Source organism: Petrotoga sp. 9PW.55.5.1 (assembly GCF_003265365.1).
In the GTDB taxonomy this organism is placed as follows: domain Bacteria; phylum Thermotogota; class Thermotogae; order Petrotogales; family Petrotogaceae; genus Petrotoga.
The window spans coordinates 38,985-61,229 of record NZ_AUPM01000013.1 but is presented as its reverse complement, the minus strand read 5'-3'; the positions used below and the strand labels follow the sequence as shown (position 1 = coordinate 61,229).

Here is a 22,245-nt window from a genome sequence, read left to right as displayed (position 1 = left end):
GTTGGTGATGATTTGAATAAAGAAGATATTGAAACTTTGAACAGCGTCATAAATTCCGGATTAAATAAATTATACACAGGTGCATCTATTTTAATAGGGAAAAAAGATAAGGTTTTGTATAGAAATTTTTTTGGTACCAAAGATGGTGAAGAAGTTCTCACAGAGAGCGATATTTTTGATTTAGCAAGTCTAACAAAAATAATAGCTACTACAACTGGCATAATGAAGTTAATCGATGAAAATAAGATAAATTTAGAAGATAAAATTGGTAAATATATAAAAGTTTCAAGCCCAAAAAGTAAAGTTACTATTTTTGAATTATTGACACATACTTCTGGAATACCTGCCTATTCACAACTTTGGCAAAAGTATAGTAGGGATGAGTTGTATGATAGAATAATAAATCTTCAACCCCAAGAAAACACAAACAAATGTTATGAGTATTCTTGCTTGAATTTTGTTGCTCTAATGAAAATTATTGAGGTGGTTACTCAAAGAAGTTTCAAAGAATACATCGAAAATATTTTTACAACTTTGGGAATGAGAAACACTTGCTATAAACCAAAAAATAAAGAAAAAACGGTAGCTACTTCTATTAGAGATGGCAAGAGAATAAAAGGAGAAGTTGAAGATGAAATAGCTTATTATATGGGTGGAGTAAGTGGAAACGCTGGTTTGTTCTCCAACGTTGATGATTTAAGTATTTTTGTTTTTAATTTATTAGACTATAATATCGCTTCAAAAGAAACTTTTGAATTTTTCACAAAGGCTTTGATTAAGAGAGGGGAAAATATCACTCATATAGGGTATATGGCTCCCCCAGTGGCTGGTTGCCAATACGCCCTTGATAGTTCGGGATTTGGTCATAACGGTTTTACAGGGACATCCCTTTGGGTTAGAACGGATGGGTTATTTTCTATTTTTCTGACTAATTCTGTTTACTACGATAGATTTTTGAAAAAACCAGAATTAAATGTTATAAGAAATAGAATTAACAATATCGTCTTTTCGAAATAATGATAAAGGAGTTAAATTTATGCTAATTATAGGATTGATGTCTGGTACATCTATCGACGGAATTGATGCAGCCTTGGTGGAAATAAAAGAAAAGTCCCCAGAAAATTTAGACGTTAAGGTTCTAAATTTTATGAACAAACCATATAATAAAGAAACAAGAGAAAATATTTTAGAATGCTGTGATCCAAACAAAGGAACAGTGGACAAAATATGTAGGTTAAATTTTCAATTAGGAGAAATGTTGGCTCAAGCAGCAAAAGAGGTTGTGGAAGAAAAAGGCTTTAATTTAAAAGATGTAGAATTGATTGGTTCTCATGGTCAAACTATATATCATGATGTTGGAAAAGATTTTGTTTCTAGCTTACAGATTGGAGAAGCAGCAATAATTGCAGAAAGAACCAAAATTACTACTATCAATAATTTCAGAACAAGAGATATAGCTGCTGGAGGGGAAGGAGCACCTTTAGTTCCCTACGTTGATTATATATTATTTAAAAGTGATGAATATAACAGGGTAATGCAAAATTTAGGTGGAATAGGGAATTTTACGTACCTTCCAAAAAAGGCAAAATTAGAAGATATAAAAGGTACTGATACAGGTCCAGGAAATATGTTAATTGATGGAGTTGTTCATATTTTAACAAATGGAGAAAAAAATTTTGATAGAGATGGAAAAATAGCAAAAAAAGGCGAAATTTCAGATGAATTATTGCAAAAATTATATAACCATCCGTTTATAACAAAAGACTTTCCCAAAACTACTGGAAGAGAAGATTTTGGACTTGATTATGCACAAAATATTATTAACATTGCAAAAATTATGAAATTAAAAGATGAGGATATTGTAGCAACAGTCACATATTTCACTGCCTATTCTGTTGTCGATTCTTATATGAGATTTATAGGTGAAAATATTGATCAAGTAATCATTTCTGGTGGAGGGAGTTATAACCCAACTTTAATTTTTATGATAAAAGATTGTATAAAGAAAATGATTAATAAAGAAATCTCTGTTATGGTTCTTGAGGATTTAGGTTATTCGAGTGATGCAAAAGAAGCTGTGGCTTTTGCTGTCTTAGCTTATAAAACTTACAAAGGGCAATATAACAACGTCCCTCAAATAACTGGTGCCAAAAGTTATGTAACTCTTGGACAAATAGTTCCCGGAAATAAAAACAAAAATATTGACAAAACCGTTTTTTGATGATATAATCTTTCTTGGATTTTGATAGACAATTATTATTTCCCTTGTTCCGGGTTAGCTCAACGGTAGAGCGGGTGGCTGTTAACCACTAGGTTGGGGGTCCGAATCCCTCACCCGGAGCCACGCTTTATTATCATCCCCTCAAAGCAGTGAATTTTATTTCACTGCTTTTTTATTTTTTTTGCTAAATGATATAATGTTATAAAAAAAGTTAAAGGAGAAAAGCTCAATGAATACACCAGTACTTTCTAAAACTCTAAAAAAAGCAAAAGAAGAGTTTAACAAAATTCATAATTTTCTTACAAAAGATCCTTATGTAAAAGAAACACTTTTTACTTCAAATTCAAAAATTTTTACAGCGTTGAGAGTTACTAATATCTTTTTTTCTTTTGTCGTTTTTATACCAATTATTGGGAGTTTTTGGAATTTCAATTTTCCTCATTTTTTAGGATATCTTTTAAGTGCATTCGCTGTCTATTTAACTTGGGTTTTTGAGTGGGTAACTAAATCCACGATTTTAGAAGAAATTAGAACAGTAACTATAATACAAATTTCTTTGCATAGTGTTTTTGGAATGTGGTATCAATTTTACGATAATTATGAAATTTATGACTTCATCCTTCATGTAACTGGGGGTATATGGTTAGTATTTTTAATATTTCCTTTGGTAATGGGTTCTGAACTTATGTGGCTAAAATGAAAATGCCTTATTTGTACTTAAAAGTTTTTATAATTACTTTATCAATAGTGATGACTTTAGGAGTATTTTGGGAAATCAGTGAGTTTATATCTGATCTTATGTTTAGAGGTTACCCTGGTTATAGATTGGCTCAGGAAGACAGCCTTTTTGATACAATGACAGATTTTATTGGGAATTTTATTGGAGCCATTATTGGCATAAACCTTTTTTGGGCAACCTTGAAAAAAATTAATAAAACAAGAGATATGGATTCCCTTTTGGAAAGAATTGGAAAAGCCTTGGAAGATTATGTAAATTCTTTTTAATTAATAATCTAATAATTATTACATATCAAAACAGAAAGAAGGGGATTTTATGTGGTTTCTTAGTATGATAGTTTCTTATTTTTTAGGAGCTATTCCGTTTAGTTATATTTTTCCAAAGCTTATAAAAAATAACGATGTAAGGAAACTTGGTAGCCATAACGTTGGAACATCTAACGTTGTTTTTACAAGTGGTATGAAAATAGGACTATTGGCACTTTTGGGTGATTTTTTTAAAGGTTATTTTGCGTATTTTTTAGCAGTAAATTTATTTTATTTGTCTGGTTGGATGCTTATTTTTTCGTGTTTGGCAGCGGTAGTTGGTCATAACTGGAGTTTGTTTTTGAAATTCAAAGGAGGAAAAGGAATGGCCACAACTTGGGGGATAATATTTGCTTCTAACTATATTGCCGGAATACTTTTTTTCCTTTATGCTTTGTTAATAACTCTAACAACTAAATACATAGCTATTGGAACAGTTATGGCGGTTTTTTTAGTATTATTATCTTCTTTTATCCCCATTTTCAATTTCAATCAAATTTTGATCCTTTTTTTGTTTTTATTAATACTTATAAAACATACTGAAAATTTTAAAAAAATTCTTAATGGCACTGAGTATAAGATAAATGAAAGGATGAACCCATAAATATTTTAAACTAACAAATACTGAAATTCCACTTATAAATTATATAAAAAGAAATAAGAGAGGGTTCAGAATGATTAACAAATATTTATCTTTTGGAATTTTAAGTGGAGTGACACTATATTTATTTTTTCTAACTGCAATATCTTCTATTAGAGATAATTTTTTTGTATTTTTATTATTGTTGTTTCTTGCTCTGGGTATATTTCATTCTATTTTTGTTGAGTTTAAAAGCATAAAAAATATAAAAAACAAAAAAAATAATTTTGATTTTTTAAATTTCATATCTCTCATACTTGGGGATGGGGCATATATATTAAACATTTATTTGAACCAAGGTGCGATAATAGCCGCAAGCCTTGTAGGAATAGTTGGAGCACTTTTAGTCAATAAAAGAGCTGTGGCAATTTATACCGGAGCTTTTGTTGGAATGGTCTCTCCAGAACTTTTACATGATTTTTCACATATATTGATTACTTGTATTATAGCTGGGATAATCTTTGAATTCGCAAATGAAGTTTTCAACGGGATTGGTGGAAAGTTAGGAACAATAGCTTTTAGTTCATGGATAATTCTTTTTATCACCTCAGATTTAAATCTTATTAATCCAACAATGATTGGAACTTTAAGCCTTGAAATTTTTTTAATTAGTTTAATTGGGGTCTTATCAACTTATTTTTTACACATTTACTTGAAAAAAGACGTTGTTGGCTCTTCTGCAATAGTTAGCTTGATTGGAGCATTAATTTTACCACAAATATTTCCACAAAGTAATTCAAATCTCTCCGTTCTTATGATGGCAGCAACATTTGCGGGCATGAGTTCTAAAGAAAGATTAGAAAATTTTTATGAAATTTTTTTGATCGCTTTCTTCGTAGCTGTCTTTTTTGTTTACAGCTATACACATTTAGGTGGCGGAGGTGGGAAGTTGGGAACAATAGCCTTTGGATGTGTTTTAGGATCGAACGGAATAATCAGAATAATTAAATATTTTAAAAAAAATTATCAAAATTTCCTTAATTTGTAGTATAATCTTAATAATTATTGAAAATAAAAAAATGAAAGGAAGGGAAATTTTCAATTAATATGTCTAAAGATATAAAAAGTTTAATATTAGTGAGACACTCAAAGGCGGAAAAAAGATCTTATGATGTAAACGATTTCGATAGAAAGTTAACGAAAAAAGGCAAAAAGGATTCTAAAGAAATAGCAGATTATGTAGATAAAATGATGAAAAAAGTTGATCTCATTATAACTTCACCTGCTATTAGAGCTAAAGAGACAGCAGAAATTTTCTCTAAATCTTTCAAATCTAAAGTAAAAATAATGGAAGAAGATTTATTATATGAAGGTAACACTGAAGAAATTGTTGAGAAACTTTCAGAACTTTTAAAAGGATATTATAATGTGATGATCTTTGGGCACAACCCTACTTTTGATGAGCTTGCTAAAAAATTAACGGGTGATGATTTGCATTTACGAAAGACAGGGGTTATATGTATTGAAGGAGAAACGTTTGAAGATATCTTATCTGGGAAAGGTAAATTGAAATGGATGGTGGATCCCAAGTCTATAGAGTTGTAGATAATATTTCAAAAAATCCTTGGATTTTTTTAAAGGATTATCTTGAATATTTTGAGAAAATGAATAAACGTCTTTTAGAAACCATTTCATGTGTTCTAGAAGAAAAAGGTGAAGATAGTCTACATGATATGAGAACATCTTGCAGAAGATTACAGGCTTGTATAAATCTTTTAATACATTTTTCAGATCACTCTCAACCAAAAGAGACTATAAAAGATTTAAAAAGAATATTAAAAAAAAGTAATAAAGCTAGAGACTACCAAGTATATCTTGATTACCTAAAAGGTCTAAAAAATTCAGACCGAAAGTTTATCGATTATTTTGAAAAAAAGTTTTACAAGCAAAAAGACAAGATAAAAAATTATCTGAGTTCATTAAATACTTCAAAATTAGAAACAGAGTTAGAGCAAACAATGAGTATATTGACTACTGAACTTATAAAAAATTTCGAACCTAAAACTCATTATTTTACAGAAAGTTATTTTGAAGATTTTAAAGCAATATGTGACACTTTTCAGAAATCAGATAAACAGAATGATGAACAGCTACATAAGTTGAGAATAAAAGTGAAAAATTTGAGGTATAAGATGGAGATATTAGGTGAGTTTAACGAAGAAAAATTAAAGGAAGAAAAATCGCTAAAGTTGATTCAAGATATTCTGGGAAAGCATCACGATCTTGTGATTCTTAAGAAAAGGTTAATAAAAAAGTTCCAAAATAAAAAGTTATCATTTATTTTGGAAGAGATAAATGACGAAATTTTCAAGACAGAAAATGAAATTAAAGTTGATGTCCAAAATATTTTAAATGAATTATATTCTACCCTTAATGAAAATAATCAAATATGAAAGTTTTAAAGAAGGTGAAGATATGAGTAACTGGATAGGTGTGGATATCGGAGGGACAAAGATATTAGGTGCCTTGTTTGATGATAAAGGCAATAAAATTAAAACAGAGAAAAAAAGCTCCAAAAGTTCAAAAGGCAAAGAAAAGGTAATAGACCAACTCAAAAAAGTTCTGGATACATTATTAGAAGATAGCAAAGATGTAAAAGGAATTGGTATTGGAGTACCTGGGGTTATAAAAGATGGAAAAATAGCATTTACTCCCAATATGCCGTTGAATGAATTTAATTTAATAGATTTTGTGAAAGAAGAATACAAAATAGATTGTTTCGTTGAGAATGATGCGAATGCAAGTATGTATGGGGAATGGAAATTTGGTGCAGCAAAGGGAGCAAAGAATGCAGTAGGATATTTTGTTGGAACGGGAATAGGCGGAGGATTAATATTGAATAATAGTCTATACAGAGGCTCATACAATTTTGCTGCTGAGATAGGGCATATGAACGTTTATCCGCAAGGGCCTCTTTGTGGATGTAATCTCCGCGGGTGTTTAGAGAGTTTATCTTCTAAAGTTGCTATTCAAAGAGAAATTACTCGCAAAAGAGAACGAGGAGAAAAGACGGTTATAAAAAAGAGCGATTTAAAAAATATTGTTAAAAGTTCTACACTTAAATCCGCATATGATGAAGGAGATAAGGTTGTTAGATCTATTTTAAATGATGTTGCTTTTTATCTTGGAATAAACGCCGGATCTATAATAAACCTATTAAATCCCGACGTTATTCTTTACGGTGGGGGTATCATGGAAGCTTTAGGTGAAGAACTTTTGCCAATAATTATAGAAACTGCTAAACAATATTCTATTCCTCACATCTTTGATACATGTGAATTTAAATTATCAAAATTGAAAGATGATGCATGTTTGTACGGAGCATTCTCACTTATACAAGAAAAAGTTGGTGCTTAATTATGATTACTGGAGTTATAAACATAGGATCTGAAAACATTTCTCTTGATATTGCTCAAAACAATCAAAACGACGTTGAGATAATTGAAAGTTTAGAATATCCGTTATTTCTAGGTAGAGATACTTTCACCTTAGGAAGGATTTCTTTTGAAAAAGTAGAGATAATGAGTGAGAAGTTAAATGGTTTCAAAAGGGTAGCAGAAGAATATGGAGTAAAGAATTTAAAAATCGTTGGTACAACAGCTCTAAGAGAAGCAGAAAATGTAGATTTTATTTTAGATCAGATTGAAACAAAAACAGGATTAGTTATTGATGTATTAGACGATTATGAAGAAAAGTCTCATATCTACATGGAATTGATTAGATACTTTGAAAAACACCGAAGATACAAAAAAAATGATGTTTTATTTGTTTATATAGGAACAGGGAGCATGGGCCTAGCCACCTATTCAAAAGGTTTGATAGATAGTTCTCAAAATATTAAAATTGGATCTGTTAAAGTCTCAGAAATGCTTAAAGATCTAGAGGAAGATACTTTGTATTACAGTAATTTGATAAGAGAATATCTGAGTACATTTTTTCAACCTATTATGGTGTGGTTGAACAATAAAAAAATTCGAACCTTTGTGACTTGTGGAAACGAAATCGAGTTTTTGGCAAGTTTATTGAACAAAGATAATAAAGAAGTAATGAATATCTCACGCTCAGAGTTTTATTCACTCTTTGAGAAACTAAAATCAAAAAATGCTACAGAACTTTCTAGAGAATACAATATTTCTGAAAGTAAAGCTAACTCTTTACTTTCAGCACTAGCTTTTTATAAAATGCTTTTAGAAGTTTCAAATGCTGAAAACATTTTAGTATTTCCTATGGTGAATCTTAGCAAAAGCTTATTATACCAAAAACTTTTAAGTAGAAGATACAGAAGGTTTTTCAATCTATTAATAAAAAGCACCATCATATCAGCAAGAAACATAGGGAAGAAATATTTTTATGAAGAAAAGCACAGTCAAACCGTTGAAAATTATGCCTTAAAGCTTTTTGATGTCTTAGAGCCAATACACAAACTGGGAAAAAGAGAAAGGTTACTTTTACAAGTCGCCGCTATTTTACATGACATAGGAAAATACGTGAACATAAAAAAACATTATCTCCACTCTCACAACATTATAAAAAGTTCAGAAATTATGGGGCTAACATCAAGAGAACTAGATATAATCTCTAGAATCTCTTACTTTCATAGCGCCCAAGATTTAGAAATTGATGATTATTCTGCTCAAGTTGAAAACCAACAAGATAAGATTTTAATAACTAAGATGCTTGCAATATTAAGGCTTGCTGATGCACTTGATGTAGCACATGAAAGAAAGCTTGGAGATATTGATATATCGTTAGAAGAAAATCGTTTGACAATCACAACTCACACCAAAAGGGAAACCTTACTTGAAGAGTGGGCCCTTAAAAGGAAAGACAACTTTTTTCTTGAAGTCTTTGGAGTAAACCCCATACTAGAAAAAAAAGAATAAAGGTGGAACGATATGGCAAAAACAGATGAAAAAAAAGAAAAGAAAATAGATTTAAACGATTATAATTTGTACAATAATAGAGAATTAAGTTGGTTGGACTTTAACTTTAGGGTCTTAGAAGAAGCATATGATACCACCAACCCGCTTTTAGAAAGAATTAAATTCCTTTCTATAACCTCTTCGAATTTAGAAGAATTTTTTATGATACGGGTTGCTGGGTTAGAAGAACAATTACAGGCAGGATTCACAGGAAGAGACATTTCTGGAATGACAGCTAGTCAACAATTAGCAAAAATTTCTGAAAAGGTCCATACGATGGTTGAAAAGCAGTATGCATGTCTTCAAAATGAACTTCTGCCCTCACTTGAAAAAGAGAATATTGAAATTCTTAAATCCAAGGATCTTGATGAAAAGAAAAAGCAATACTTGGAAAATTATTTTCAAAGCACAGTATTCCCAGTTGTTACTCCAATGGCCGTTGATCAAAGTAGGCCATTCCCCATTTTACCCGGTAGCGGTATAAACCTCGGTGTCGAACTTGAAAATGAAAAAGGAGAAATACTTTTTGCTTTCATTCCTTTACCTACTATTTTCTCCAGGTTTATAATTATTCCCAGCCAAGAAAAAAGCTCTTTGTTTTTAATGGAAGATTTATTAAAAATCCATGCAAAATCATTTTTTAGTGGTTATAAAATAAATGAAATCTCTGAGTTTAGAATAACCCGAGATGGCGATTTATCAATAGAAGAAGATGAAGCAAGAGATTTATTAATAGAAATAGAAAGTTCCCTAAAAGAAAGAAGAACAGGGTTTCCTGTAAAATTAGAAATTGCTAGTAATATGGGTGAAAATTTAAGGAATTTTTTATTTAGCACTCTAGATTTGAGAAAAGAGAATATTTACGAAATACCGAATTTGTTGGATCTGAGTTCTTTGATGGAAGTTGCAAATTTAGAAGGTTACCAACATCTCAAATATGAGTATTATTCTCCCCAACCATCGCCAAGTTTTTATGGGAAAGAAGATATTTTTAAAGTAATTAGAGAAGAAGATGTGCTCTTACATAGACCCTATGATTCTTTTGAACCTGTAATTGATCTTTTAAGGCAAGCTTCAGAAGATCCCAAAGTACTAGCAATTAAACAAACGTTATACAGAGTAGGAAAAACTTCTCCCGTAATAGATTACCTTATAAAAGCTGCGGAAAACAGGAAACAAGTTACAGTTGTGGTGGAAGTTAAAGCAAGATTTGATGAAGAGAATAATATTCAATGGGCTAAAGAATTAGAAAAGGCTGGTTGCCATGTAGTTTATGGATTAGTTGGATTAAAGGTACATGCAAAGCTTCTTTTAATAGTACGAAAAGAAGAAAGTGGAATCAAAAGATACGTTCATATGAGTACGGGAAATTACAATTACATAACTGCCAAGTTATATGAAGATATTGACTTCTTCACCTCTAAAGAAAGTTATGCCCAAGATGTGTCGGCTCTTTTTAATATTCTGACGGGTTACTCAAAACCTCCAACATTGAAAAAACTATCAGTTGCTCCAACAACTTTGAAAGATACTATATTGAGATGGATTGAAAACGAAATAGATATAACAAAAAAAGGCGGAAAAGGTAGAATAATAATGAAAGTAAATTCATTACTTGATATTTCAGTAATTAAAGCATTGTATAAAGCCTCTATGGCAGGCGTTGAAATTCAATTGATTATTAGAGGTATATGTGCTCTTAAAGTTGGAGTAAAAAATATAAGCGAAAACATAAAAGCAAGAAGTATTGTTGGAAGATACTTAGAACATAGTAGAATATATTACTTTGAAAATAATGGTGAACATAAAATATTCATTTCAAGTGCTGATTTAATGCCACGTAATCTAGATAAAAGGGTTGAAACATTGATACCTATTGAAAAAGAAGAATTAAAAGCAAGATTAGAAGAAATTTTAAAGTTATATCTCAAAGACAATCTTAAAGCCCGAGAATTACAACCAAATGGAGAATACATAAAAGTAACCAACAAGAAAAGTAAATCTAAGCCCATGCTTGTACAAGAAGAATTAATGAAAGAAGCAAAGAAAAGATTCAAAAAGTTTTTCAAAACGCAAGAAGTAGATAAATTTAATTTTCCAAAACTAAAATAAAAAGGGCAAAAGCCCTTTTTATTTTTACTATTCTATAAAAAACACCCTAGCTTCACCCGGATTAATAGTTACTCTCAAATGTGCGTCTTGAACAATCCAAGAACTTTCTCCTCTTCTATAATTTTCAAGTTTTGTGTATATGTTATGATCACTTTTCCAGGTAAAAAAGCCCAAATCGATATCAAAGAAATAAGGGTTTTCAAAGTCAACGTTAATAGGGATAACAACACCTTGTTTCCCATTCCACCAGAACATTACAAATGCATTTTGGGAAAAATCCACAAAATGATAATTTTCAACATTTTTTAAAAGATCTTTCGTTTCTTCTTTTAATTGTCCTAACAATGTAAGTAGTTTTACCATGTGATGATCCGTATCCCAATGTAATACATACCAATCAAAAAATGCAAGTTTACCATAAAATTGATCTGTTGGGGGCAAATTTTCAAATTTTTCTTCAATAGGATCTTCCACATCTAGCCCTGTATTCATAGGTTGAGGTTCAAAAATTTCGTACCCAGAATTAATAAATGTAATTCCATTAGGCAAGAAGGTATTTACTACGGCTGTTAATTTTGAGAAAGTTTCTTTTCCTTCTCTTGTAACAGCTCTTGGGGTATCTGGTGTTTCAGAGGTAGCAAAAGTAGGAAGCAATAATTTTGGAGTTACTTCGGAGATAAATTTTTTAAATCTTCCTTCCTTTATTCTTGGTTCAGCCCACCATGAATTACCTAATATTCCGTCGTATCCGTTCTTTTTAGCTTTAACATGGTTGTCCATATTCAACTCTTCAGCTATGATAACAAAAGATGGATCATACCCTTTGGCTCTTTTTATTATTTCATGCTCCAATTCATCAGGTAGAGCATGTCCCATATCCAATCTCGCACCATCAATGCCAAAATTTTTCTGATAATATGGAATAATATCAGCAATAATATTCCACAGTTCTTGATTCTTTTCTTTTCCAGGAAACAAACTTGATTTAACAACATCAAAAAGAACATAAGGTGGTTGATTTTCTATATCTATATACTTCAAAGCTTCTTCAGGGTGAGAAAGATATAACCTTAAGAACGTCACATCTTCCCATACTGGTTGAGGATCATTTATCCAATCAGAGAATCCTGGAACGGTTATAACCTTAAATTCTTTTGCGATCTCATCAAGAAAATCAGGATTGTTCTTGTTTTTTTCAACAAAGTTCAGCCATTTTTGTGGATTTTGAGTTTTTGGATCCCATCTGAATTTTTTTAAATGTTTTTTAACTTCCTCATCGTTATATATTACCTTTAAATTTTCATTGCTAGGTTGAACGAATCCTAAATTCTTCACTTTAGGAGGTACGAAATCATTCATTTCATCTATATCTATCCAATAGAACCATTCTGGATGTTCTAGTATAAGTTCGTTGTCTCTTGCAGCAGTTCTAGGAACGAAATCAAGTAAAACCCTCATACCTGCCTCATGGGCCGCTTCTACAAAAGCCGAGAATTCCTGGTCTGGGGTAAAATTATTACCTAAAAGCGTGTCGTGATAATCCTTCTCAACGTGAAAGAAATTTTTTACTGAATATGGAGATCCAACTTCGCCTTTTTTAAACTTACTACTGGACTGAGTTATAGGTAACAAATAGATACTATCTACATTGTAGCGAGCGAAATATGGAATTAGCATTATCATTTTTAGAAATGTTCCTGACTCTGTATACCCTTTTTCATCTATGGGAACAAACAAAGTTCTTTGATCATGAACATAAGATGCAGTTGCCCTTACATGGGCTGAATAAACGATGCTTGTTTTAATCCAATCCGGACTATTTGTTTTTATAATAAAAGAGAGAGGCTTGCTATAATCTTCATCGCTTTTTGCGTTTTCATTTAATTTGTCGATTATATTTGAGATAAATTCATATGGGTTGACAAAAAACTTTCTTCCGGATAATTTAACTTTTCCCGTATAATTATCAGGCATCCATCTTTTAGGTATAGCATAATCATCTTTTCCCTCTGGAATTTTACTCTTAAGAAACTGATTGATTTCGGAAAGAATAGCCAACTTTTTTTACCCCCTTTCAAATAATAAATGGCGGAGGCGGTGGGACTCGAACCCACACGGGGAAAACCCCACCGATTTTCGAGACCGGCCCCTTAACCAATTCGGTGCACGCCTCCACTCAATATATTTCAAGATATTCTATTTTATTAAACCTAAGCCTCTAAGATAATTTCTTGCAACATTTTTGGGTTCCAGACCCTCATAATCAACTAGATAGTTCAGCCTTATAATTATATCCTCATTTAAATACAAAGTCAATGGTCTTAATATCTCTCGAATTTGTGGATATTTATCTAAAACCTCTTTTCTAACCAATACAGACGGATTGTAGTGAGGGAAAAATGCCTTATCATCTTCCAAAATCTTCAAATCAAAGCGTAATATTTGTGCATCTGTTGAGTAAATCATGGCTACATCTATATTTCCTTTTGATAAAGCCCCGTAAGTTAATCCAGCGTCCATTGTTCTTACTTTATTCTTGGGAATATCTATATTGTAGGTGTCTATAACAGCGAATATACCGTCACTTCTCTCATAGTACTCAGGGTTTACTCCGAAAATTATATCTTTCCCCTTCCCTGAATTTATATATTCAGCTAAATCACTTAGAGTATTAATGTTATTTTCTCTTGCAAAAGATTGTCTAACAGCTAAACCATATGTGTTGTTAAAATTAATCATATCCAACCATATTATATCGTGTTTTTCTAAATCTTCTTGCGCAACTAATTCAAATAACCTATGTGGATCATATATGTTTTCTGTATGCCCAAAGTATGCTGCCCAAGCCGTCCCCGTATAATCTACGTATGCATCTACTTGGCCAGTTTCTATAGCTTTTCTTAAAGGAAATGAAGACAAACCAAATTTTTCTTCAACTTTAATCCCGTTCTCTTGCAAAAGTAAAGAAACCATGCTTGATAAAACATAACCTTCGGTGAATGCTTTTGCTCCCACAACCACCTTATCAGCCGCGTAGATAAAATTGATCCCAAATAGAATAATAAGCGTAGAAATAAGAATTTTCCGCATACAAAACTCCTCCTTTTTCATTTATTTATTTGCTTTTTATCCATTCAATTTTCGCTCCTTCGGAAAAACCATATCTTTCAAAAAATCCTGCTTTTACTTCAAGTGCATATTTAAATGGTTTATAAATAGTGTATATTGGACAGTTAGGCCCTTGGCAGGGTTCCATTCTTTGAATATCTATAATGATTCCTTCAGAGTTTATAAATGCAATATCTAATTCGACAAAAGTGTTTTTCATCCAAAAAGATCTAATCCCGGGAGTAGGAAAAACAAAAAGCATACCATACTCAAATGGAATATCTTTTCTATACATCAAACCAAAGCTTCTTAATTCTTCTGCATCAGCAATCTCTATTGGAATAGTAAATTGTTCTCCTTCTTGAGAGATAATCAAGGTTCCTTTTGGAAATTCAGGGATTTCGATTGTTTGGGCTCCAGAAAAGATAAACAAGAGGATTAAAGCTGTTATACAGAAAAAGTTCTTTCTCATTTTAATAAATTTCTCCCTTATATTCTAAAATAAGGCTTACTACTTTTTGGTAGAAGCCTTATTTTATTTTTATCTTTTTATTTTTTCAAAAAGTTGAGTATCTCATTTAAATCTGGCTGTTCACTTAATTCGTAGACTTTTACAAATTCAACCTTTCCTTCTTCATCTATTAGTATGTTTGCTCTCATTGAAAAACCATTTTTTTCATCAAAGATACCGTACTTTTTTGCAACTTCTCCGTGAGGCCAAAAATCTGATAATAATTTTAACTTTTTTAACCTTAGATTATCTGCCCAGGCCTTTTTTGAGGGAGCAGGATCCACGCTGAAACCAACAGGTATAACCCCAAACTTTTCAAATTCATCGTATTTTACATCTAAATTTTTCATCTGTGTCTCACAAACCCCTGTCCAAGCAAGAGGGTGTGAGGAAATTAAAACTTTTCTACCTTTGAAATTATTCAAGGAAAAAACGTTACCTTCGTGGTCCTTTAATTTAAATTCTGGAGCCAAATCTCCTACTTTCACTGCCATATTATCACCTCTTATCTCATAGAATTTATAAAGCTTTCCAATTTATTTAAATCAACATTACGTTTAAAAAGCGGGTCTTTATTTTCTTTATAAATAGTTAGTTGTTCTTCAAAAGTTGGTTTTCCTTTTTCTTCATAGATTATTCCCAAAGGTAATTTATCTTCTTGGAAGGCTAATTCTAATGCCTTCATTTTGTCTGAAGGATCGTGTTCTTCTCCTAATTTATAAGTATGTTCATTGAACCATGCGTAAGTATTTATCTTGTTGAAGGTTACACAAGGTTGAAACAAATCAACTAGCGCGTACCCTTTGTGTCTTATTGCTTTTTTTATTATTTCTTTTGCACCTTTTATATCCCCAACAAAAGTACGTGCTACAAATGTTGCCCCATTTGCTATTGCCACAGCTATAGGATTGAAAGGATTCAAAATAACTCCGTTTACTTGAACAGGTGTAACCATACCTCTTTGAGAGGTTGGAGAAGCTTGACCTTTTGTTAATCCATATACCCTATTATCATGAACAATATTAGTTATATTAACGTTTCTTCTGATATTGTGAATAAAATGGTTACCTCCTTCTCCATACATATCTCCATCTCCACTTTCAGCAACAACATATAATTCAGGGTTAGCCATTTTTATAGCGCTTGCAACAGGTAAAGCTCTTCCGTGAAGTCCATTAAAAGCATTATTTTTGAAGTAATGAGGAATTTTTGCAGCTTGACCAATTCCTGACACTAAAACAAAATTATTTGGAGTAATCTCTTCCATTTCTTCCAAAACGTTTTTTAATATATTCAAAATACCGAAATTCCCGCACCCAGGACACCAAGCTATGTCAAGTTCTTTTTCGTTCTCAAGGCTGAATAAATTTTTTCTTTCGGTCATTTTAATTCCTCCCTTATCTTTGCTGTTAATTCTTCAACGGAAAAAGGCATTCCATTATACTTTAATATTTTTTTATCTACATTTATGCCGGTTTCAGCTCTTAATAATTTAGCAAATTGTCCTGTTGCATTGTTTTCAACGTCGATAACTTTTTTAGCTTTTTCCAAGTATTTCACAGTTGAATCAGGTAACGGATAAACTTGGCTAAAGTGCAACATAGCCACATCTTTATTATCGATTCTAGCAATTGCTTCTTTTACAACGTTATAATTTGAACCCCAACAAACAACCAGATATTTATAATTTTCGTTTCCAAACAATTCTGGAGAAATATAATCTTCTACCAAGACTTCACCTTTTTTAAGCCTTTTTTCAACCATTTTTACTCTAATATCCAAGTCTTCAGTTAGGTGGCCTTCTTCATCATGTTCATCGCTGTCAACAACAACCAAACCTTTACCAAAATTTGGTATGCCCCTTGGGGAAACCCCATTTTCAGCTTTACTTAGATCAAATCTCTTATAATTCTCATCTGTTTCAACTATATATTTTTTATTTTCAATTTTTGAAAGATCAAATTTTTTTACATTGTAATAAGAATCAACAAAAAATTGATCTGTAAGTATAAAGACAGGTATTTGATATTTATCTGCTATATTGAAAGCTTTTTGCGTTATTTCAAAGGCTTGCTCAAGTGTTCCAGGTGCAAAAACTAATCTTGGGAACTCTCCATGCCCTGAATGAATTACTAGATTTAATCCCTCTTGCCCAGTTCTTGTTGGTAATCCTGTTGCGGGAGCTGGTCTTTGAGCCAGATGAATAACTACAGGAGATTCCACCATAGCAGCTAAAGACACCCCTTCTTCCATCAAAGCAAAACCACCATCTGAAGTTGTTACCATAGATCTAGCTCCAGCATACCAACCCCCAATGGCCATGTTTATTGCTGCTATTTCATCTTCAGCTTGCTCAACCAAAATATCAAAATCTTTTGAAAAATTAGCTAAATCTATCAATACTCCAGTTCCTGGTGTCATTGGATAAGAAAAAATAGAATCACAATTCCCGGCTAAAGCCCCTAGAGCTACTGCATCAGTTCCACTGATTAATAAATCATCTTTTAAAGATTCGTCACTTTCAATAATTACCTTAATTTCACCCTTATCAGTGAACTCTTTCCCCAATTTATAACCCTCAGAAGCTGCTTTTATATTATTTTTTACTATTTCTTCTCCCTTACCTTCAAACCTTTCTCGAAGATAATCCTCGATTGTTTTTGTTTTTATCCCAAAAAGACCTAATATTACCCCCACAGCTACAATATTAGAATATATCGTATTTCCTATTTCTTTGGCAATTGAAATTATAGGAATATCAAATATATTTTTATTATCAAGTTTTAACGATTCATTGTCTGCTATAATAAGAGTTTCTTCAGTAACTCTATTCCCCAAATGCTCTACTGACTCTTTGGTAAGAGGCATAAGTATATCTATACCTTCAGTATAACTTCTTACAGGTTTTGAACTTACCCTTATTTCTGTTGAATTGCTACCACCTCTGATCCTAGACATATATTCCTTAGTAGCAAAGACATAATAACCTTCTCTTTTTAAGATGAAAGTCAACAATCTTTCTATAGTTTGGATACCCTGTCCGGCTTCACCGGATAAAACAATAGAAATCTCTTCTTTAATAGTTCTTTTCACAATATTACCTCCCCATTGTGTTTTATCTTCATATTAATTATAACAGACAAAAATGCTCATAATTAAAAGTTATTGTTAACTTTTTTTATTTTTTTATAACTTTGCTTTGTCAATTTAAATCAAATATTTCCAACCTTTTTCATTAAGTTTGAATTCAACATATTCTCCTTTGAATTCTAATGAAACTCCTTCGGGAAGTATAATTGTTTCAAAAGAATCCAGATTTACATATAATCCAAGACCTTCTCTAATTTGGTCTGAAAATTTCGAATAGCTAAAATACTTTGTTTGTAAACCTTTATTTTGTCTTGAAATACAATAACTCGACTGAATATTTTTTAAGACTTTTTTGGATTTATCTATATGAATTTCACGGGGTCTTCCCCAATCGTACAATCTATATGTTAAATCTGAACTTTGTTGAATTTCTAAAAGCAAACTATTGGGTCCTAATGTATGTACTGTACCTGCAGGAAGAAATATTGAATCGTATTTGTTCATTTTATAATATTCTAAAATGTCATCCCATTCATTATTATCAAACGCTTCTAAAATAGATTCATTGTCGTTACAAACTTTAATTTGACCTCCATCTTTTAAAAAATACCAAGCCTCTGATTTTCCCCATGGCTTATTTTCTAAAAGCCGGGCCATATAATCATCTGGATGTAACTGTATAGATAACCAAGAGGAAGTTGCTATTAATTTCAAGAGCAAAGGAAATTTAAGAAAAAATTGTCTCGCACTCCCATACTTTTTGCCCGTATTCATTCCAACTAATTTTGTTTCTAAACCTTCTATAATAGAAAATAGCCAAACTTCTCCTATTATCCCTTCTCCATTATAATTAAATATATTATTTAATTCTTCATTACCCCAAATTTTTTCACTAAAAATCGGTTTTGAAATTAGTGGCTCTGAAAATCTCATAATTACCTCCTTTTAAATTCATCATACTCTTGCTCTAACTTATTTATTTGCTTAAGTATTTTATCTTGATAAACTTGTGATCCTCCATTGTATAAACTATATGCTTGTTCTTCACCAAATCGAATTTTTAAATCATATAAATATAAAATAGCACTCATCAATTGAGCATCGGGCCGTACTTTTACATTATCCCAATACCAAGGAAGAGTGAAGTTTATTGTTTCATAAAGTTCCAGATAATGATGTTTTAAATACCAATAAGTAGGGGCCTGTATTTGAAAGTATCCTAAACTTTCTCCACTATCCCCCTTAACGTTCTGAAAATTCGTTTCCACTATCCCTATTGCTAATATTTCTATAGGAGAAATGAACTCCATGATGTAGTCAAACTCTTCATACAGCAGATTGAAAACCTCAATAAACTTATTTAAGGTGTTTTCCTCTATTACATAATTTTCTTCTAGAAAGAACTCAAAAAAAGCGATTTGAGTTTTGCGTTCGAAACTCTTTGAAATCAAAAAAATAACTATTAAAATAGTTATTGAAATAAATAAAATTAAGAGGAATAATTTCTTATTACTTTTTACTTTTCTGGAGAAAGATTGTTTTATTTTTATCTCCTCCAAAAATATCATTTTAATTAATTATATCATCTTTTAACTAAAAAGCTTAATAAATATTTAATAAAAAAACTTAATGATCTTAATAATTTTTTTCAAAATTTATTTATTCTGTTTTCTTTTATAATAAAAATAAATAGTAATTATGTTACAATATATATTGCGCAAATTCAATAAAAAATATTTTATCTAAGGAGTTTTTTAATGCTTTTAGATAACGTTGCTTTGGGAAGATATGTTGACCTGGACTCAATAATGCATTCTTTGGATCCTAGGGGTAAGCTTTTAGGCTTGTTTCTTTTGGCAGGGTTTGCATTCTCTATCAATAGTTTTTATGACGTTCTTCTTATGACTTTGTATACTCTAAGCCTAATGGTTTTATCTAAGTTAAGTTTGAGATATTACTTAAAATCTTTAAAGTCAATATGGTTTATCGTCGTGTTCGCTTTTTTTATTCAACTATTTACTATTGGAGGAAATACTCTCTTTCAAATTGGTTTTATAAGGATAACGGATACTGGTTTGTTTAATGCCGCTATAATAACCTTTAGAATACTATTTGCAGTAATGTTATCTTCTGTTCTTACATTAACAACTTCTCCAACTTCTCTAGCACATGCACTTGAGGACGTTCTAAGGTGGTTTTTTGTTCCAAAGAGGTTCGCTCATGAGATATCTATGGTGATGACTATTGCTTTAAGATTTATCCCTGTCATAGCAAACGAAGCGGATAGAATCATGAAAGCACAATTGAGCAGAGGAGCAAATTTCGACGATAGAAAATTTTCAGGTAGGATTAAAGGAGCTATTTCTATAATAATTCCTTTGTTAGTTTCCGCCTTAAGAAGGGCAGAGGATCTGAGTATCGCTATGGAAGCAAGAGGTTACAGCGGATGGGAAGGTAGAACCAGGTACAAACAGTTTGAATGGAAGTTTAAAGATTCTGTTTTTGTTATCTCTTTTTCAACCCTGTGTTTTTTCATAATTTTCCTTTGAACAACTTTTTTTGATATAATTAATAATATAAAAGTTTAATCATCACTCGCATTTTGAAGGAAATTTTTAAGAATTTGTTCGAGGAGGCAAATTAATGTCAGAAAAGAATAATGATAAAAAAGACTCCAATCTTAATGGAGATAATAAAGAAAATAAAAAATCAAGTTTCTCAAAAATTATTTGGGTGTATATTGTTTTTGCCATTGTTTTTGCTGTCATAATTATTTCACTAAATTGGGAAAACATACCTTCAATTCCCTACTCACAAGTAATTGATATGATTAATAAAAACCAAGTAGAATCAATAGAGATTAACCAAAACGGTAACATTACAGTTATTACCAACGAGGGATCTGTTTACGAATCTTTTTCTCCCGCCTTTACAATGGACAAACAATATGTAAATAGTTTGGTTGATAAAGGAATAAAAGTTTCTTATGTAAGAAACATCGCGTCTAAATGGTGGTTTAATCTGCTGATTAATCTAATTCCTATTATAATTATCGTTCTTTTTTTCTGGTGGCTGTATAGATCTGCAGCTTCAGGTGCTCAAAGTAGTATGAATTTTGGGAAAAATAAAGCAAAACAATATGAGCCCATTGGTAAAAAAGTTACTTTCAAAGATGTAGCTGGAATAGAAGAAGTAATTGAAGAAGTCGAAGATATAGTAAAATTCTTAAAAAATCCTCAAGAATTTCAAGATTTAGGCGCCAGAATGCCCAAAGGAACTTTGCTAGTTGGCCCTCCCGGAACGGGAAAAACCCTGACTGCAAGAGCTATAGCGGGTGAAGCTGGAGTTCCCTTTTACTATGCAAGTGGTTCTGATTTTGTAGAACTTTTCGTTGGAGTGGGTGCATCAAGGGTAAGAGACCTTTTTAAAACCGCGAAAGAAAATGCCCCCTCTATAATTTTTATTGATGAATTAGACGCAGTTGGAAGACAGAGAGGAGCAGGTTTAGGTGGGGGTAACGATGAAAGAGAACAAACTTTAAACGCTTTATTAGTTGAACTTGATGGATTCGACACTTCTACCGGTGTTGTTGTAATGGCAGCTTCCAATAGACCTGATGTCCTTGATAAAGCTTTACTAAGGCCTGGTAGATTCGATAAAAAAATTGTAGTAGGACCCCCAGATGTTACTGGAAGAGAAAAAATTTTGCAAATACATGCACGTGAAAAGAAAATTGGAAGTGATGTCGATTTAAAATTGCTTGCAAAAAGAACACCTGGATTTGTTGGAGCAGATTTAGAAAATTTGGTAAATGAGGCGGCTTTAATTGCTTCACGAAAGAAAAAAACTTATATTGAAATGGAAGATTTTGAGGAAGCTATAGATAGGATTTTAACCGGACCATCTAAAAAGTATAGAATAATCTCTGATAAAGAAAAGAAAATGCTTTCTTACCATGAAATGGGGCATGCTGTTTTAGCTTTTTTGTTACCTAATACAGATCCCGTTTATAAAATCACAATAATTCCTAGAGGAGCAGGCTCTTTAGGTCATACATTACAAATAGCCGAAAAAGATAAATATCTATTAAAACGTTCTGAAATTCTTGACAGAATAGTCGTAGCATTAGGTGGGAGAGCTAGTGAAAAAATAACTTTTGGTTTTGCAACTACTGGTGCAAAAAACGATTTAAAAAAATCTACAGATTTTGCAAAAACAATGATTTACAGATTAGGAATGTCTAAAAAGTTAGGACCTGTATATTGGGAGGGTGAAGAAGAAGAGGTTTTCCTTGGAAGTGAATTAACAAAACAAAAGAATTATTCTGAAGAAACAGCTAAAGAGTTGGATGCAGAAGTAAAAAAAATAATCAATTCCATGTATGATAGAGCAGTAAGTCTTTTGAGCGAGAATAAAGAAAGGTTAGATCTATTAGCTTCTTATATATTCAAAAAAGAAACTATTTATGGTGATGAATTTAAAATGATGATGAATAAAGATATTTATGAACTGAGAGATTATGTTGGAGGAGAAAAAGAGATTAATGAGTTTTTGAAAATTGAAGTAATAAATCATGTCAAGTATGAAAATGCGTGAA

General features: G+C 31.5%; 21 protein-coding genes and 2 tRNA genes. 14 read left to right on the top strand and 9 right to left on the bottom strand.

Annotated features, from left to right (window positions below):
* Window positions 1-12 precede the first annotated feature (12 nt).
* The 12 genes from PW5551_RS02535 to ppk1 all read left to right on the top strand — a co-directional run bounded on the left by PW5551_RS02535 (window position 13) and on the right by ppk1 (window position 10,939).
* The gene (locus PW5551_RS02535) at window positions 13-1,017 is read left to right on the top strand and encodes a serine hydrolase (RefSeq protein ID WP_113074242.1); all 1,005 of its coding nucleotides are present in this window, start codon (window positions 13-15) and stop codon (window positions 1,015-1,017) included.
* Between the two features lie 19 nt (window positions 1,018-1,036).
* On the top strand, window positions 1,037-2,221 hold the full coding sequence (locus PW5551_RS02530) for an anhydro-N-acetylmuramic acid kinase (protein WP_113074240.1): 1,185 nt from the start codon (window positions 1,037-1,039) through the stop codon (window positions 2,219-2,221).
* Between the two features lie 48 nt (window positions 2,222-2,269).
* Window positions 2,270-2,344 (top strand) — tRNA-Asn (locus PW5551_RS02525).
* A 106-nt stretch (window positions 2,345-2,450) separates the two neighbouring features.
* On the top strand, window positions 2,451-2,921 hold the full coding sequence (locus PW5551_RS10440) for a hypothetical protein (protein WP_233488407.1): 471 nt from the start codon (window positions 2,451-2,453) through the stop codon (window positions 2,919-2,921).
* A gap of 2 nt (window positions 2,922-2,923) precedes the next feature.
* Window positions 2,924-3,226, top strand: a complete 303-nt coding sequence (locus tag PW5551_RS10435; protein WP_233488406.1) for a hypothetical protein — start codon at window positions 2,924-2,926, stop codon at window positions 3,224-3,226.
* Window positions 3,227-3,275: 49 nt separating this feature from the next.
* Window positions 3,276-3,869, top strand: coding sequence for a glycerol-3-phosphate 1-O-acyltransferase PlsY (gene plsY / locus PW5551_RS02515; protein WP_113074238.1), 594 nt, complete (start codon window positions 3,276-3,278; stop codon window positions 3,867-3,869).
* A 70-nt stretch (window positions 3,870-3,939) separates the two neighbouring features.
* Window positions 3,940-4,893, top strand: a complete 954-nt coding sequence (locus PW5551_RS02510; RefSeq protein WP_113074235.1) for a hypothetical protein — start codon at window positions 3,940-3,942, stop codon at window positions 4,891-4,893.
* Between the two features lie 59 nt (window positions 4,894-4,952).
* Window positions 4,953-5,450 carry a phosphohistidine phosphatase SixA gene (sixA, locus tag PW5551_RS02505; protein WP_113074232.1) on the top strand — a complete coding sequence of 166 codons (498 nt, stop codon included), beginning with the start codon at window positions 4,953-4,955 and terminating at the stop codon, window positions 5,448-5,450.
* Window positions 5,417-6,298: a CHAD domain-containing protein gene (locus tag PW5551_RS02500; RefSeq protein WP_113074230.1), complete on the top strand. Its 882-nt coding sequence runs from the start codon at window positions 5,417-5,419 to the stop codon at window positions 6,296-6,298. Before sixA ends, PW5551_RS02500 begins: the two co-directional genes overlap by 34 nt.
* Window positions 6,279-7,262, top strand: coding sequence for an ROK family protein (locus PW5551_RS02495; RefSeq protein WP_233488405.1), 984 nt, complete (start codon window positions 6,279-6,281; stop codon window positions 7,260-7,262). Before PW5551_RS02500 ends, PW5551_RS02495 begins: the two co-directional genes overlap by 20 nt.
* 2 nt (window positions 7,263-7,264) lie before the next feature.
* Window positions 7,265-8,788, top strand: coding sequence for an HD domain-containing protein (locus tag PW5551_RS02490; RefSeq protein WP_158526117.1), 1,524 nt, complete (start codon window positions 7,265-7,267; stop codon window positions 8,786-8,788).
* A gap of 12 nt (window positions 8,789-8,800) precedes the next feature.
* Complete coding sequence (gene ppk1, locus PW5551_RS02485) at window positions 8,801-10,939, top strand: polyphosphate kinase 1 (RefSeq protein WP_113074224.1); 2,139 nt, start codon at window positions 8,801-8,803, stop codon at window positions 10,937-10,939.
* 27 nt (window positions 10,940-10,966) lie between these two features.
* Here the strand turns inward: ppk1 and PW5551_RS02480 are convergent, their stop codons facing one another.
* The 9 genes from PW5551_RS02480 to PW5551_RS02440 all read right to left on the bottom strand — a co-directional run bounded on the left by PW5551_RS02480 (window position 10,967) and on the right by PW5551_RS02440 (window position 19,216).
* Window positions 10,967-12,997, bottom strand: a complete 2,031-nt coding sequence (locus PW5551_RS02480; RefSeq protein WP_113074222.1) for an alpha-amylase family glycosyl hydrolase — start codon at window positions 12,995-12,997, stop codon at window positions 10,967-10,969.
* 28 nt (window positions 12,998-13,025) lie between these two features.
* Window positions 13,026-13,113 (bottom strand) — tRNA-Ser (locus tag PW5551_RS02475).
* A gap of 22 nt (window positions 13,114-13,135) precedes the next feature.
* Window positions 13,136-14,029 carry a glycine betaine ABC transporter substrate-binding protein gene (locus PW5551_RS02470; protein WP_113074219.1) on the bottom strand — a complete coding sequence of 298 codons (894 nt, stop codon included), beginning with the start codon at window positions 14,027-14,029 and terminating at the stop codon, window positions 13,136-13,138.
* A 25-nt stretch (window positions 14,030-14,054) separates the two neighbouring features.
* On the bottom strand, window positions 14,055-14,519 hold the full coding sequence (locus PW5551_RS02465) for a DUF192 domain-containing protein (protein ID WP_113074217.1): 465 nt from the start codon (window positions 14,517-14,519) through the stop codon (window positions 14,055-14,057).
* A 77-nt stretch (window positions 14,520-14,596) separates the two neighbouring features.
* Window positions 14,597-15,052 carry a redoxin domain-containing protein gene (locus PW5551_RS02460; protein ID WP_199562157.1) on the bottom strand — a complete coding sequence of 152 codons (456 nt, stop codon included), beginning with the start codon at window positions 15,050-15,052 and terminating at the stop codon, window positions 14,597-14,599.
* An 11-nt stretch (window positions 15,053-15,063) separates the two neighbouring features.
* Window positions 15,064-15,942 (bottom strand): thiamine pyrophosphate-dependent enzyme, encoded by an 879-nt coding sequence (locus PW5551_RS02455; protein WP_113074215.1) that lies wholly within the window; start codon window positions 15,940-15,942, stop codon window positions 15,064-15,066.
* Window positions 15,939-17,651: a 2-oxoacid:acceptor oxidoreductase subunit alpha gene (locus PW5551_RS02450; protein WP_113074212.1), complete on the bottom strand. Its 1,713-nt coding sequence runs from the start codon at window positions 17,649-17,651 to the stop codon at window positions 15,939-15,941. The genes PW5551_RS02455 and PW5551_RS02450 overlap by 4 nt, the downstream gene beginning before the upstream one ends.
* Window positions 17,652-17,765: 114 nt before the next feature.
* Window positions 17,766-18,581, bottom strand: a complete 816-nt coding sequence (locus PW5551_RS02445; RefSeq protein WP_113074210.1) for a class I mannose-6-phosphate isomerase — start codon at window positions 18,579-18,581, stop codon at window positions 17,766-17,768.
* Between the two features lie 2 nt (window positions 18,582-18,583).
* On the bottom strand, window positions 18,584-19,216 hold the full coding sequence (locus PW5551_RS02440; protein WP_113074208.1) for a hypothetical protein: 633 nt from the start codon (window positions 19,214-19,216) through the stop codon (window positions 18,584-18,586).
* A 189-nt stretch (window positions 19,217-19,405) separates the two neighbouring features.
* Here PW5551_RS02440 and PW5551_RS02435 point away from each other — a divergent pair, with 189 nt between their 5' ends.
* Both PW5551_RS02435 and ftsH read left to right on the top strand, forming a co-directional pair.
* Entirely contained in the window at window positions 19,406-20,197 is a 792-nt protein-coding gene (locus PW5551_RS02435; RefSeq protein WP_113074206.1) for an energy-coupling factor transporter transmembrane protein EcfT, read from the top strand.
* Window positions 20,198-20,291: 94 nt separating this feature from the next.
* Window positions 20,292-22,244, top strand: a complete 1,953-nt coding sequence (gene ftsH / locus PW5551_RS02430) for an ATP-dependent zinc metalloprotease FtsH (RefSeq protein ID WP_113074204.1) — start codon at window positions 20,292-20,294, stop codon at window positions 22,242-22,244.
* The last annotated feature ends 1 nt before the right edge of the window (window position 22,245 follow it).

Bases quoted from the DNA above. Each gene is read 5' to 3' on its own strand.
- PW5551_RS02530 (WP_113074240.1), top strand. From the start codon at position 1,037: ATGCTAATTATAGGATTGATGTCTGGTACATCTATCGACGGAATTGAT.
- PW5551_RS10440 (WP_233488407.1), top strand. From the start codon at position 2,451: ATGAATACACCAGTACTTTCTAAAACTCTAAAAAAAGCAAAAGAAGAG.
- PW5551_RS10435 (WP_233488406.1), top strand. From the start codon at position 2,924: ATGCCTTATTTGTACTTAAAAGTTTTTATAATTACTTTATCAATAGTG.
- plsY (WP_113074238.1), top strand. From the start codon at position 3,276: ATGTGGTTTCTTAGTATGATAGTTTCTTATTTTTTAGGAGCTATTCCG.
- PW5551_RS02510 (WP_113074235.1), top strand. From the start codon at position 3,940: ATGATTAACAAATATTTATCTTTTGGAATTTTAAGTGGAGTGACACTA.
- sixA (WP_113074232.1), top strand. From the start codon at position 4,953: ATGTCTAAAGATATAAAAAGTTTAATATTAGTGAGACACTCAAAGGCG.
- PW5551_RS02500 (WP_113074230.1), top strand. From the start codon at position 5,417: ATGGATGGTGGATCCCAAGTCTATAGAGTTGTAGATAATATTTCAAAA.
- PW5551_RS02495 (WP_233488405.1), top strand. From the start codon at position 6,279: ATGAAAATAATCAAATATGAAAGTTTTAAAGAAGGTGAAGATATGAGT.
- PW5551_RS02490 (WP_158526117.1), top strand. From the start codon at position 7,265: ATGATTACTGGAGTTATAAACATAGGATCTGAAAACATTTCTCTTGAT.
- ppk1 (WP_113074224.1), top strand. From the start codon at position 8,801: ATGGCAAAAACAGATGAAAAAAAAGAAAAGAAAATAGATTTAAACGAT.
- PW5551_RS02470 (WP_113074219.1), bottom strand. From the start codon at position 14,029: ATGCGGAAAATTCTTATTTCTACGCTTATTATTCTATTTGGGATCAAT.
- PW5551_RS02465 (WP_113074217.1), bottom strand. From the start codon at position 14,519: ATGAGAAAGAACTTTTTCTGTATAACAGCTTTAATCCTCTTGTTTATC.
- PW5551_RS02460 (WP_199562157.1), bottom strand. From the start codon at position 15,052: ATGGCAGTGAAAGTAGGAGATTTGGCTCCAGAATTTAAATTAAAGGAC.
- PW5551_RS02455 (WP_113074215.1), bottom strand. From the start codon at position 15,942: ATGACCGAAAGAAAAAATTTATTCAGCCTTGAGAACGAAAAAGAACTT.
- PW5551_RS02445 (WP_113074210.1), bottom strand. From the start codon at position 18,581: ATGAGATTTTCAGAGCCACTAATTTCAAAACCGATTTTTAGTGAAAAA.
- PW5551_RS02440 (WP_113074208.1), bottom strand. From the start codon at position 19,216: ATGATATTTTTGGAGGAGATAAAAATAAAACAATCTTTCTCCAGAAAA.
- PW5551_RS02435 (WP_113074206.1), top strand. From the start codon at position 19,406: ATGCTTTTAGATAACGTTGCTTTGGGAAGATATGTTGACCTGGACTCA.
- ftsH (WP_113074204.1), top strand. From the start codon at position 20,292: ATGTCAGAAAAGAATAATGATAAAAAAGACTCCAATCTTAATGGAGAT.